The following is an 11795-nucleotide window of genomic DNA, read 5'->3' on the forward strand; positions in this document are numbered from 1 at the left end:
GGCTAATCCGGCACCCTGTCGACAACAGCGATGATCGGCCCCATCAGGAACAGCGAGTCCCGCCTTTTCATTGCGGGAATATCGACGCTGGATATGGTGCCGTCGAGATAGAGCGCATTCGGCGCGTCCAGCACATCCCTGAACAGCGTGGCGAAATCGTAAAAGCGCACGGTATTTTCCGAAATGGCGAAATGCACCATGCCATCGCGGGAAACGCCGACACCGTTGCGCCGCTTCAGGCTGTCGCTATCGGGCAGAAAGCGCGGATGCGGCTTGCCATCGATGACGAGCATCGGCCCGGACTGCGTGGCGAAGTCCGGCTTGAGATCCGCTGCCAGATAGGCCTGCGTTTCCAGCACGCCGGCCGCCGCCCCCTTCAGATAAAACACGCCATTGGGCAGAAGATGAAAATTGCCCCAGCCGCCGCCGGTGCTGATCGGCGAGCGTTCGATGCCATTTTCGATAAAGAGCCCGACGGGGGAATAGTCCGAATGGTACATGCCGCCGTTCATGGCGAAGACGCTGAACATGTGCTGCCGCCACAGCGCCGACGAGAGAGCGGCGAAGGAGCCATATCCCTGGCCGGAGACATGATCGCGGTAGTATATCCGGATGGTGCTTTTTGCCGGGTCGAAACTGCAGACGGTATAACGATCGCCCGCATGGTCCATGATCCTGCAGAAATCCGCCTGCCCGCCGGCCTGAGCCGAAAATGGCAACAGCAATGGCAACAGCAGCTTGGCCAGTCTTTTCATCAATCCGTTCATGCCCGCCCCGTGATTCTTGTCGGGGCACATTCGCAGAAAAATTCGGTCAAAGAAAAGGCGTCACCCGTGTTTCAGGATGACGCCGGACCTTTAAGGGGAGATGTCGTCAGCGACGGGCGGCGCGGTCCACATTGCGGCCGGCATCCTGCGTCGCGTCGACGGCGTTCGCCGTGTCACGACCCATGCCGCGAATGGTGTTACCACAGGAGCTCAGGGTGACAACGGTCAACAAAGCCACGAAAACGGTCGAAAGAATGCGTGTGATCATGTGAAACTACTCCCCTATGACTTGCCGTCCAAAGGCAAGTACCGATGTGATATGCGTCACAATAACGTGAGTCCCAAAAATCCGTTCCAGCGACATTTCAAAAAATCCTGTCGATGAAAATTAACATGGTTTTGAAGTTCACGCGTGAAACTCGGCGTCTGGATCATGGCTTAGGAAAATCCCGTGGGTGATATGACTGACATCAACAATCGGCTTCTGGTGATGACGGCGGGCGGGGTGAACCCCAATGTCATGATCAATGCGCTGGCGGCCCGATTTCCCGACATCCATGTTTTCATGGAGCAACCGGAAAGCAAGTCGGTCATTCTCAGGCGGCGCGCGCGCCGGCTCGGCTGGATTGTCGCTGCGGGCCAGATGGCGACGATGATCGCCTCGCGGCTCGGGAAGCGCTTAACGCTTCGCAGAAGCGATGCGATCATCGCCGAATACGGCCTTTCTCCCGATCTCCATCACAGTCTCCCCGTCACCCAATTCGCCTCGCTCAACGATGAGGAATGCCGCAAGGCCGCCAATCTGCTGAAACCGGCGGCGATCTTCACCATTTCCTGCCGCCTGCTGACGCCGACCACGCTTCAGGCCCTGCAATGCCCGGTCATCAATTTCCATGCCGGCATCAATCCTGCCTATCGCGGGCAGATGGGCGGATACTGGGCGCTGGTGGAAAAAGACCGCGGCAATTTCGGCGCAACCGTGCATCTGGTCGACAAGGGCGTGGATACCGGCGCCACGCTCTACGAGAAGCGGCTGAAACCATCGCCTTCCGACACGATTGCCACTTACCCCCTGCTTTTGACCGCCGCTTCGGTGGATATCGCCATCAGCGCCATCGAGGACGCCCTTTCCGGCAGCCTTGCGCCGCAGCCGCCCTCACCCGGCAAATCCGTACTGCGCTTCCCGCCGACCATCTGGACATGGCTTTGGAACGGCCTGACGAAACGGATCTGGTGAAGCCACGCGTCAGGGATTGGGGCCGAGCTTCGTCGCAGATGCAAGCCTGTCTTGCCGCAACAGGCACAGACTTCGCCGCAAAATAGGTGCATGATAATAAAAAGGATCACGCACAAATTGCCCGATATCTCCACCGCTTCCATCATTCCCGCCTCCATCGAAGCCTCGCCCGCGCAGGTGCTTGGCTCCACCGACCTTGCCGGTCTCTTTCCGCAGGGTGTACGCGTCTATCTCACTGACACTGGAGCCGCCTCGCAGGAAAGGCTCGTCGAAGCTGCAGGACATTTGCGCGATCTCGGTTATGAGCCGGTGCCGCATCTTGCTGCACGACGCATGCCCTCCGGCACAGCGTTTGAGGAACAGGTAAAACGGCTTGCCGGAGAAGCGGGCGTAACCGATGTTCTGGTTGTCGGCGGCGGCGTCGACCGCCCGGCCGGTCCCTTCGCATCCAGCATGGACATGCTGTCCACCGGCATTTTCGACCGTTGCGGCATAAGGCAGATCGCCATCGCCGGCCACCCGGAAGGCAGCCCGGATTTCAACGACGAAACGGCGATGGCCGCACTCAGGCTGAAACGCGATTTTGCCGAAAGAAGCGATGCCGTTATGCGCATCGTCACCCAGTTCGGTTTCGATCCCGCGCGTTTCATCGCCTGGGCGGAAGGGTTAGCGGCGTCAGGCATCGAGCTTCCGGTGCATATCGGCGTTTCCGGCCCGGCCAAGATCACGACGCTTTTGAAATATGCCGCGCTTTGCGGCGTCGGCAATTCAATCGCCTATCTCAAGAAGAACGCGCTTTCGCTGACGACGCTTGCCAAGGGCCATTCGCCGGAAAGCATCGTCGGGCCGATTGAGCGGCACTGGCAGGCCAATCCGCAAGGGCCGATCCGGCAAATTCACGTCTTCCCCTTCGGCGGATTGCAGAATTCGGCCGACTGGCTGGTCAAGCGTGGAAGCTGGCAAACCGGCGCGGTGGACCGTTCGGCATCGCCGGATTCGATGACCGGCTAAAACCGCGATTCTAACGGCGCGACGGGCCACGGCCGCCGCGCACCTCCAATATCTCAGGCCGCCTTGGCGACTTCGACAAAAGCGTTTCGAATGCTTTCAGCCACGGCAAGAACAGGGCGGGACGCCTTGTCACCCATGATCAGGCGGATATCGAAACAGCCGAGTTCCGGCAGGCCTTCCTTGTCGCCCAGAATGACCATGTCGTTCTGCACATAGGATCGCGGCAGCGGCGCGATGGCGAGATCGGCGGCAATCGCCGCGCGCTGCGCCATGGTATGGCCGCTGAGATAGGCCACGCGGAAATTACGGCCGCGCTTCTCCAGCGAATGGATCGCTTCCGAGCGCCAGATGCAACCCTCTTCCCAGATGGAGATTGGCAGCGGATCGCGCAGATAGGCCGTGCCACACTTTGCACCCGCCCAGACCAGACGCTCGCGCATCAGCACCTCGCCCGTATCCCGAAGGGGATGAGAGGCACAGTTGACGAGGGCAAGATCGAGCCTCTGCTCATCCATGCGCTTATAGAGATTGGAGCTGGAATCGATGGTGACGTCGATCATGATGCCGGGGAAAGCCTCGGCAAAACGCTTGAGAATGCCCGGCAGCAGGCCACGCTCGCCAATATCCTCCGGCGCACCGAGACGGACGACGCCGGAAAGCTCCGGCATGACGAAACGTGACACAGCCTCGTTGGACAGCGCAATCATGCGCCGCGCATAGGTCAAAAGCGTCTCCCCATGCGCCGTCAATGTCACCGAACGGGCATCGCGCAGGAAAAGCGTCGTTTTCAACTGCTCTTCGAGCTTCTTGATCTGCATGGAAACGGCAGACGGCGTTCTGAACACCACTTCTGCGGCGGTGGAGAAATTTCCCGTTTCCGCGATGGCGACGAAGGTTCTCAATATGTCGTTATCCAGCAACGGCAGCGGTTGGCGGAAAGTCACGGTCATGGCACGCACCTTCAAATATTTTGATTTATAGATGGATATCATTTCGTTTGATTGAATGTCAACAAGCGCGCACCATCCGGGACATCGATTGACGGGGCGGATTTAGCCTCGTCGGCAAGCGCATACCGAAGTCGCAAACAGGATCGTGGTTCAGGAAAGGATCAAGACATGACCATGATACATTATCTCCCCGTGGCGAACCGTTCCTCGCACCGTCCGTCATCCAGCGGCTGGCTTCATCGCCTGTCCGACCATGTTGCCGCCCGTTACGCCGCATGGCGTCGCGAAAAAATGCTTCGCGCACTGGAAGCATTGCCACCTGAAACATTGAAGGATATCGGATGGCCGACGACGGACAACAGCCGCATAAACGTCATCCGCAGATGACATTCAACCGGTGGCCCGCAACGTTTCCAGACGTGCGAGCCATCCCTGCCCGCCCTTCGGATGGAGGAACAAGGGCGCAAAATAGCGTGCCTGTTTTACATGCGACACGCCGCCTTTTTTAAAGGCTTGTCGCAAAATTTGCATATTTCAAAAGCGATTTTTTGACAGCCCCGATTCCACGGCGTATTTTTCGTTAAAGATGTCGTAGACAGGACATCCAGAAGACCAATTCCAAGGGAGGAATTGCGTATTCGCAACGGAGCACGGGCAAATGAGCAGAAACTCCCAGAAGAAGCGCTCAATCGTCTTTTTTCTCATTCCGCAATTTACCATGCTGCCATTCGCCGCAGCGGTTGAAACGCTTCGCATCGCCAACCGAATGTTGGGCTATCAGGCCTATGAGTGGCGGCTCTCCTCGCTCGATGGCCAGAAGGTCATGTCGTCAAGCGGCATCTGTCTTGAGCCCGACACCTGTCTTGCCGATGAGCGGCGCTACGTCAACGGCGAAAACCGCCCGGAAATGGCGATCATCTGTTCGGGCATCGATGTGGATCAACACATCAACAAATCCGTCAATGCCTGGCTGCGCGAAGCCTATAATCGCGGCATCGCCATTGGCAGCCTCTGTACCGCCGCCCATATTCTCGCACAGGCGGGCCTTTTGAACGGCAAGCGCTGCGCGATCCACTGGGAAAACCTGCCCGGCTTTTCCGAAGCCTTCCCGCAGGTGGAAGTCTACGCAGATCTTTTCGAAGTCGACAGCAACATCTATACATGCGCCGGCGGCACGGCCTCGCTTGATATGATGCTGAGCCTGATCGGTCAGGATTTCGGCGAAAACCTCGTCAACCGCGTCTGCGAACAGCAATTGACCGACCGGGTGCGCAGCCCCAATGACCGCCAGCGCCTGCCGCTACGCGCCCGCCTCGGCGTGCAGAACAGCAAGGTCCTGTCGATCATCGAATTGATGGAAGGCAATCTTGCCGAACCGCTGTCGTTGCTCGATATCGCCGATGCCGCCGATCTGTCGCGCCGGCAGGTGGAGCGCCTCTTCCGCCAGGAAATGGGCCGTTCGCCCGCCCGCTATTATCTCGAAATCCGCCTCGACCGCGCCCGCCACCTGCTGGTGCAATCGGCCATGCCGGTGGTCGAAGTCGCCGTCGCCTGCGGTTTCGTCTCCGCCTCGCATTTTTCAAAGTGTTATCGCGAAATCTACAATCGCACGCCGCAGCAGGAACGCGCTGAGCGCAAGCTCCTGATCAGCGCCTCGCGAATGGCGATGGCGAGCCAGGCAGGCAAGGCTGCGCATTGAATGCGGGCTAATGCCGCAAACGCGACGGAGCTTGTTTCAGGATAAAAAACCGCTCCTCCCTCATGCCGGTCCCCGGAACAAGCCCGAGGATGATCCGGCATCCAGTCACGGCGCGTCTGCGCCGTGAGAAGAGTCTTTCGCGATCAAGGACTTGATCGCGCTGGACTCCGGATCAAGTCCGGGGTGACTGAGTGGGGATGATGGAACTTTGCTAAACCACCGAATCTGTCAGCTGCTAACAAACACAATCAGACCACTTCACCCAAACGGCCGAACCGCATGGGCAAGGTCTTCCGCCGTCAAGCCGTCGCCTGCCCGGTGGCCCGCCTCGCCATGCAGCCAGACCCCGGCCGCAGCCGCCTCGAAGGCAGGCGCGCCCTGCGCCAGCAGCGCGCCGATGATACCGGCCAGCACATCGCCTGATCCAGCTGTCGCAAGGCTCGCGGGAGCATTGGTGTTGACCAGCGCCCGGCCATCCGGCGCGGCAATCACCGTATCCGCGCCCTTATAGACCAGCGCGGCGCCGCTGCGGGCCGAGGCGACCTGCGCCTTCTCGACTTTGCTCAGCATCTTGTCGGCGGCAAGATCGGGAAACAGTCGCGCAAATTCGCCCTCATGCGGCGTCAGCACGAATTTGCCTGTGCCCGACGTGACACGCGCAAACAGGGCATCCCTGTGATCCCTGAAAGCCGTGATCGCATCGGCATCCAGCACGACCGCCTTATCTCCAAGCAGAGACACGAAGTGGCGCGCCTTTTCGAGGTCGCCGAAACCCGGGCCGAGAACGAAAGTGCCATGACGCCCATCGTCCAGCCACGACCGCAGATCGTCGGCATCGTCCACCGGTGCGTTCATCACCGCCGTCAGCGTGACGGAGAGCACATCGAGCGCTTGCCTAGGCGCAGCGATGGTGACGATCCCCGCTCCCGCCTTCAGTGCCGAAAGCGCGGTCATGCGGCTTGCGCCCGTCGCATGTGCCGGGCCGGAAAAGACGGTCAGATGCCCGCGACGGAATTTGTGGGTTTCCATATCGGCGTGAGGCAAGGCATCCCGCCAGATCAGCGGATCATTTTCCGCCACCGATCCCGCATGGGCGTCAAGGATGCGGGACGGAATGCCGATATCGAACACCTCGAGCGTTCCACAAAGCTCCCGCCCCGGCATCAGCAGATGACCCGGCTTGCGCGCCATGAAGGTCACCGTCCGCTCCGCCCTGAACGATGCGCCGAGAGGCACGCCCCGCCTGCCGCAGAGGCCCGAGGGCAGGTCGACGGCGAGAACCGGCACCTTCGCCCGCGTGACCGCCTCAATCACTCGAATAAGCTCCTGCGGAACATCGCGGGACAATCCGGCCCCGAACACCGCATCGATCACCACGTCGCCGGCAAGAGGCGCATAGCCATCAAGCGGCAGCGGCGTCACGCCGCTCCGCTCGAATGCCGTCCGTGCATCGCCACTGAGCGCACCGACATCGCCGAGATGATAAACCGCGACGACCGCCCCGCTCTGCAAAAGCGCCCGCGCCGCCACATAACCATCGCCGCCATTGTTGCCGCCACCGCAGAGCACGACGAAACGCTGCGCCTGCGGATAGTGACGCAGCGCCGAGGCCGCAACCGCCTGCCCCGCCCGCTCCATCAGGTCATAAAGAGGAATGCCGGATTGCCCGGCCGCCGCATCGATGCGGGCCATGGCAACAGGGTCGATCAGGAAGAGGCGCGGAAGGGATTTCATGTCCCGATCATCCCTTCAAAACGCCGGAAAGGCAATCGATACAAAAATAAGCAAATTGTCATGTCTAAATAATAGACAAATGCATAAAATATAAACAAAAGGCCACTCCCCTGTTCGCACCTTTCCAAATATTCAAATCAACTAAAATAATACAAATTCACAGAAATGCTGATGGATTTTTCGGGTTTCCGCGAGAAATTGGCTGGAAAAGCGCAAAAAGCGAATGCATTTTGTGTCGGAAAGCCGGGGGATCGAAGTTTTTTCTTCAAGCCCGCTTCCGATCTGGCACAATACGTGCATTCTTGTGGCAGAGCGGGAGTTACCTGCTTTAACGGGAGAAGCGGAGAGATATTTTCTCATGAAAAAGATCGAAGCGATCATTAAGCCTTTCAAGCTCGATGAAGTGAAGGAAGCCCTTCAGGAAGTCGGACTTCAGGGAATCACGGTCACGGAAGCAAAAGGCTTTGGTCGTCAGAAGGGCCACACGGAACTCTACCGCGGAGCAGAGTACGTCGTGGACTTTTTGCCGAAAGTAAAAGTCGAAGTCGTATTGGCGGATGAGAATGCGGAAGCCGTCATCGAGGCGATCCGCAATGCGGCGCAGACAGGACGTATCGGCGACGGAAAGATTTTCGTTTCCAATGTCGAGGAAGTCATCCGCATCCGTACCGGTGAAACAGGCGTGGACGCCATATAATCAAGAATGTCCCGAGCCGGGGAGGCTTGGGTTTTCACCTCGTCATCATCACACTCAAGGAAAACGTTTAAATGACGACCGCAAACGATATCTTGAAGCAGATCAAGGATAACGACATCAAGTTCGTGGACCTGCGCTTTACCGACCCCAAGGGCAAGCTGCAGCACGTCACCATGGATGTTGTCTGTGTGGACGAAGACATGTTCGCCGATGGCGTCATGTTCGACGGCTCCTCGATCGCCGGCTGGAAGGCCATCAACGAGTCCGACATGGTGCTGATGCCCGATCCGGCCACCGCCCATATCGACCCGTTCTTCGCCCAGTCCACCCTGGTCGTCCTTTGCGACATCCTCGACCCGGTCTCGGGCGAAGCCTATAACCGCGACCCGCGCGGCACCGCCAAGAAGGCCGAAGCCTACCTCAAGGCATCCGGCATCGGCGACACCGTTTTCGTTGGCCCGGAGCCGGAATTCTTCGTCTTCGACGACGTGAAGTACAAGGCTGATCCCTACAACACCGGCTTCAAGCTGGATTCGTCCGAACTGCCGTCCAACGACGACACGGATTACGAGACCGGCAACCTCGGCCACCGTCCGCGCGTCAAGGGCGGCTACTTCCCGGTTCCGCCGATCGACAGCCTGCAGGACATGCGCTCTGAAATGCTGACGGTTCTGGCCGAAATGGGCGTGGTCGTCGAAAAGCACCACCACGAAGTGGCTGCCGCACAGCACGAGCTGGGCGTGAAATTCGACACACTCGTCTCCAGCGCCGACAAGATGCAGATCTACAAGTACGTCGTGCACCAGGTCGCCAATGCCTATGGCAAGACGGCAACCTTCATGCCGAAGCCGATCTTCGGCGACAACGGCTCGGGCATGCACGTTCACCAGTCGATCTGGAAGGGCGGCAAGCCGACCTTCGCGGGTGACGAATATGCCGGTCTTTCCGAGACCTGCCTCTATTACATCGGCGGCATCATCAAGCACGCCAAGGCCATCAACGCCTTCACCAACCCCACCACCAACTCCTACAAGCGTCTGGTGCCGGGTTATGAAGCGCCGGTTCTGCTCGCCTACTCCGCGCGCAACCGTTCCGCCTCCTGCCGTATCCCCTTCGGCTCCAACCCGAAGGCAAAGCGCGTCGAAGTCCGCTTCCCGGACCCGACCCAGAACCCGTACCTCGGTTTTGCGGCCATGCTGATGGCCGGCCTCGACGGCATCAAGAACAAGATCCACCCCGGCAAGCCGATGGACAAGGACCTTTACGATCTTCCTGCCAAGGAACTGAAGAAGATTCCGACCGTCTGCGGTTCGCTGCGCGAAGCGCTGGAAAGCCTCGACAAGGACCGCAAGTTCCTGACCGCCGGCGGCGTGTTCGACGACGACCAGATCGACTCGTTCATCGAGCTGAAGATGCAGGAAGTCATGCGTTTCGAAATGACCCCGCATCCGGTCGAATTCGACATGTACTACTCGGCCTGATCGGCCTTTGGAGCGCTCCCATCGGGGCGCTCCATCCATTCCGGCGGTTTTCCCTGGAAAGCCGCCGTTTTCTTTTGAAGCCCAGCCATCATTGCGAAGAATGTCGAACAAGCCAGCCTCTCAGCAAACGCGCCTCACGGACTGGCTCATCTTTCTGGCGGTGCCGTTCTTTTTCTCCAGCAATGTCATTTTCGGCCGTGGCGTCGTCGGCGAAGTCTCGCCTTTCATCGCCGCCTTCATCCGCTGGATCGGCTCGACCCTCATCATCGCCCCTTTCATGATCGCCGACTGGCGCAACTGCCTTGCCTTCGTGCGGCGAAAAACGCTGCTCTGGCTCGTCCTCGGCATTCTCGGCATGGGCATCTGCGGCGGCGTGGTCTATTGGGGGCTAACCATGACGACGGCCGCCAACGGCACGCTGATCTACACCACGTCCTCGCTGTTCATCATCCTGTTCCAGCGCGTCTTTCAGGGCCGCCCGATCCGGAAGCTGGAAGTGGCGGGCATGGTCATCGCCTTTGCCGGCGTGTCGGCCATCGTGCTCAAGGGCGATATGTCCGCTCTCTGGCAGCTGAATTTCAACATTGGCGATTTCGCGATCCTGACGGCGGCCATCGCCTTTGCGGTCTATTCGCTGCTGCTGCGCGATCCTGCCGCACGGCAGATGGCCTCTTTCAGCCTTTTCGGCCTGATCGCCTTTTCCGGCGCGCTCGTGCTTCTGCCGCCGGCGGCTCTGGAACTGGCGCAGGGCGGCATGTTACCCGCCACGCCAATGGCCTGGGCCAAGATCGGCGGCATCATCCTGTTCGCCTCACTATTGGCCTTTTATTGCTTCACTCATACAGTGCGCGTCTTCGGTCCCGCGACCGCTGGCGTCACGCTTTACATGATGCCGCCGGTCTCGATCCTCATGGCCACGCTGTTTCTGGGGGAGACTTTCGAGACCTATCACGCCGTCGGCATCGTGCTGGTCACCGGCGGCGTCATCATCGCCACCGCGCCCATCGGCATAAGGCGCTGAACGCGGAAGCCAGACCGGCGCCAAAACCGCTAGGTCTTGATATTTCGCATTCCGATACCACCTAGTATTGGGAAAGGAAGTACATGCCATGAAACAAAGAAACGCAAAATTCACGCTTGGCGAAATCGTCCGCCACAAGGTGTTTCCGTTCCGCGGTGTGGTGATCGACGTGGACCCGGAATATGCCAATACCGAGGAATGGTGGAACGCCATCCCTGCGGAAATCAGGCCGGATCGCGACCAGCCCTTCTATCATCTTCTGGCCGAAAACGAGGAGACGGAATATGTCGCTTATGTTTCCGAACAGAACCTCGTCCACGACGAAAACGAGACGCCGCTCCGAAACCCCAATATCGGCCGCATCTTCGACAAGGCGCCGAACGGCGAATGGCGCCCGAAAATGTCGACGGCGCATTGACGCCCGCCAATTTTCTCCCCTCCCTCCCAGGGGCGTAAAAAAACCGGTCTGTCGCCAGACCGGTTTTCCTGTTTTTGGAGCTTACGCTGCAATCAGGGCTTCGGCGCGCCCTTGGCAGCGTCCTGAGCGGCTTCCAGCTTCTTGCGGGCCTCTTCAGCCTTCTTCTGCATGCCTTCCTGCAGGCTGCGCTGGCTTTCGGCAAGCTGCGACTGGGTGATCGCCGGGCCGTCATAAGCGCCGGTGAAGCCGGAGAGCGCGATCTTGATGGGGTTCGGCGCGCGGCGGAAGTTGATGGAGGTGAAGACCACCTCGCTACCCTTCTTCAGGGAGGCGATCATGGCGTCCGTCAGCGGAACTTCAGCCGTGCACTTGTCAGGAAGGCAAACGGCGTAATCGAGCTTCTGGCCCTTGCCGCCGTCGATCTGCATCATCACGCCCGGAGGAACGAGACGCGCGGTCGGAACGGAGACCTGCAGCAGCTTGCGGTTGACCTTCCCTTCAACGGTGATGAGGCCGACGGCGGTGATCATCTGGCCGTTCTGGGCAAGAACCACGTTCTGCACGACGCAGACATCGTTGTCTTCCTGCTTGGAGCAGGTCTTGAACCAGCCGAGCGGCGGAGCGCCAGCGCCCTGAGCGGCGGGAGCAGCATCCTGCGCCTGCGAGATGGCCGGAGCGGAAATTGCGCCGAGAGAAAGGACCAGAGCGGACAGAGCCGTCCGGGTGAATGTGTTTGCCTTGTGCATCATAAGAGTTCCGTCTCCTGAATGTCTGCCAGAA

General features: G+C 59.4%; 13 protein-coding genes. 8 read left to right on the forward strand and 5 right to left on the reverse strand.

The window, feature by feature from the left end; genetic code table 11:
• Window positions 1-2 precede the first annotated feature (2 nt).
• Both RAC79_RS10840 and RAC79_RS10845 read right to left on the reverse strand, forming a co-directional pair.
• The gene (locus tag RAC79_RS10840; protein WP_374996997.1) at window positions 3-755 is read right to left on the reverse strand and encodes a phosphodiester glycosidase family protein; all 753 of its coding nucleotides are present in this window, start codon (window positions 753-755) and stop codon (window positions 3-5) included.
• 118 nt (window positions 756-873) lie between these two features.
• Window positions 874-1035, reverse strand: coding sequence for an entericidin A/B family lipoprotein (locus tag RAC79_RS10845; protein WP_003495552.1), 162 nt, complete (start codon window positions 1033-1035; stop codon window positions 874-876).
• 192 nt (window positions 1036-1227) lie between these two features.
• Here RAC79_RS10845 and RAC79_RS10850 point away from each other — a divergent pair, with 192 nt between their 5' ends.
• Together RAC79_RS10850 and RAC79_RS10855 are read left to right on the forward strand one after the other, a co-directional pair.
• On the forward strand, window positions 1228-2004 hold the full coding sequence (locus RAC79_RS10850) for a formyl transferase (protein WP_174039311.1): 777 nt from the start codon (window positions 1228-1230) through the stop codon (window positions 2002-2004).
• A 90-nt stretch (window positions 2005-2094) separates the two neighbouring features.
• On the forward strand, window positions 2095-3015 hold the full coding sequence (locus tag RAC79_RS10855; RefSeq protein WP_174039236.1) for a methylenetetrahydrofolate reductase: 921 nt from the start codon (window positions 2095-2097) through the stop codon (window positions 3013-3015).
• A gap of 53 nt (window positions 3016-3068) precedes the next feature.
• On the opposite strand, the gene RAC79_RS10860 is transcribed toward RAC79_RS10855, so the two are convergent.
• Entirely contained in the window at window positions 3069-4007 is a 939-nt protein-coding gene (locus RAC79_RS10860) for a LysR family transcriptional regulator (protein WP_020810641.1), read from the reverse strand.
• A gap of 126 nt (window positions 4008-4133) precedes the next feature.
• On the opposite strand from RAC79_RS10860, the gene RAC79_RS10865 reads away from it, so the two are divergent.
• Entirely contained in the window at window positions 4134-4352 is a 219-nt protein-coding gene (locus tag RAC79_RS10865) for a hypothetical protein (protein WP_059760262.1), read from the forward strand.
• A gap of 271 nt (window positions 4353-4623) precedes the next feature.
• Window positions 4624-5664 (forward strand): GlxA family transcriptional regulator, encoded by a 1041-nt coding sequence (locus RAC79_RS10870; RefSeq protein ID WP_065655157.1) that lies wholly within the window; start codon window positions 4624-4626, stop codon window positions 5662-5664.
• 258 nt (window positions 5665-5922) lie between these two features.
• Here RAC79_RS10870 and RAC79_RS10875 read toward each other — a convergent pair whose 3' ends face one another.
• Window positions 5923-7398 carry a bifunctional ADP-dependent NAD(P)H-hydrate dehydratase/NAD(P)H-hydrate epimerase gene (locus RAC79_RS10875; protein WP_065655158.1) on the reverse strand — a complete coding sequence of 492 codons (1476 nt, stop codon included), beginning with the start codon at window positions 7396-7398 and terminating at the stop codon, window positions 5923-5925.
• A 358-nt stretch (window positions 7399-7756) separates the two neighbouring features.
• On the opposite strand from RAC79_RS10875, the gene RAC79_RS10880 reads away from it, so the two are divergent.
• From RAC79_RS10880 to hspQ, 4 genes are all read left to right on the forward strand, one after another.
• On the forward strand, window positions 7757-8095 hold the full coding sequence (locus tag RAC79_RS10880; RefSeq protein WP_003515720.1) for a P-II family nitrogen regulator: 339 nt from the start codon (window positions 7757-7759) through the stop codon (window positions 8093-8095).
• Window positions 8096-8166: 71 nt separating this feature from the next.
• Window positions 8167-9576, forward strand: coding sequence for a type I glutamate--ammonia ligase (gene glnA, locus RAC79_RS10885; RefSeq protein ID WP_003523416.1), 1410 nt, complete (start codon window positions 8167-8169; stop codon window positions 9574-9576).
• 100 nt (window positions 9577-9676) lie between these two features.
• Window positions 9677-10597 carry a DMT family transporter gene (locus RAC79_RS10890; protein WP_174039290.1) on the forward strand — a complete coding sequence of 307 codons (921 nt, stop codon included), beginning with the start codon at window positions 9677-9679 and terminating at the stop codon, window positions 10595-10597.
• A gap of 88 nt (window positions 10598-10685) precedes the next feature.
• Complete coding sequence (gene hspQ, locus RAC79_RS10895; RefSeq protein WP_003523419.1) at window positions 10686-11015, forward strand: heat shock protein HspQ; 330 nt, start codon at window positions 10686-10688, stop codon at window positions 11013-11015.
• Window positions 11016-11107: 92 nt separating this feature from the next.
• On the opposite strand, the gene RAC79_RS10900 is transcribed toward hspQ, so the two are convergent.
• Complete coding sequence (locus RAC79_RS10900; RefSeq protein WP_174039291.1) at window positions 11108-11764, reverse strand: invasion associated locus B family protein; 657 nt, start codon at window positions 11762-11764, stop codon at window positions 11108-11110.
• Between the last annotated feature and the right edge of the window lie 31 nt (window positions 11765-11795).

It is taken from the genome of Agrobacterium sp. LR_9 (genome assembly GCF_041954855.1).
Classification (GTDB): Bacteria; Pseudomonadota; Alphaproteobacteria; order Rhizobiales; family Rhizobiaceae; genus Agrobacterium; species Agrobacterium leguminum.

Bases quoted from the DNA above. Each gene is read 5' to 3' on its own strand.
- RAC79_RS10840 (WP_374996997.1), bottom strand. From the start codon at position 755: ATGAAAAGACTGGCCAAGCTGCTGTTGCCATTGCTGTTGCCATTTTCG.
- RAC79_RS10845 (WP_003495552.1), bottom strand. From the start codon at position 1,035: ATGATCACACGCATTCTTTCGACCGTTTTCGTGGCTTTGTTGACCGTT.
- RAC79_RS10850 (WP_174039311.1), top strand. From the start codon at position 1,228: ATGACTGACATCAACAATCGGCTTCTGGTGATGACGGCGGGCGGGGTG.
- RAC79_RS10855 (WP_174039236.1), top strand. From the start codon at position 2,095: ATGATAATAAAAAGGATCACGCACAAATTGCCCGATATCTCCACCGCT.
- RAC79_RS10860 (WP_020810641.1), bottom strand. From the start codon at position 4,007: ATGATATCCATCTATAAATCAAAATATTTGAAGGTGCGTGCCATGACC.
- RAC79_RS10865 (WP_059760262.1), top strand. From the start codon at position 4,134: ATGACCATGATACATTATCTCCCCGTGGCGAACCGTTCCTCGCACCGT.
- RAC79_RS10870 (WP_065655157.1), top strand. From the start codon at position 4,624: ATGAGCAGAAACTCCCAGAAGAAGCGCTCAATCGTCTTTTTTCTCATT.
- RAC79_RS10875 (WP_065655158.1), bottom strand. From the start codon at position 7,398: ATGAAATCCCTTCCGCGCCTCTTCCTGATCGACCCTGTTGCCATGGCC.
- RAC79_RS10880 (WP_003515720.1), top strand. From the start codon at position 7,757: ATGAAAAAGATCGAAGCGATCATTAAGCCTTTCAAGCTCGATGAAGTG.
- glnA (WP_003523416.1), top strand. From the start codon at position 8,167: ATGACGACCGCAAACGATATCTTGAAGCAGATCAAGGATAACGACATC.
- RAC79_RS10890 (WP_174039290.1), top strand. From the start codon at position 9,677: ATGTCGAACAAGCCAGCCTCTCAGCAAACGCGCCTCACGGACTGGCTC.
- hspQ (WP_003523419.1), top strand. From the start codon at position 10,686: ATGAAACAAAGAAACGCAAAATTCACGCTTGGCGAAATCGTCCGCCAC.
- RAC79_RS10900 (WP_174039291.1), bottom strand. From the start codon at position 11,764: ATGATGCACAAGGCAAACACATTCACCCGGACGGCTCTGTCCGCTCTG.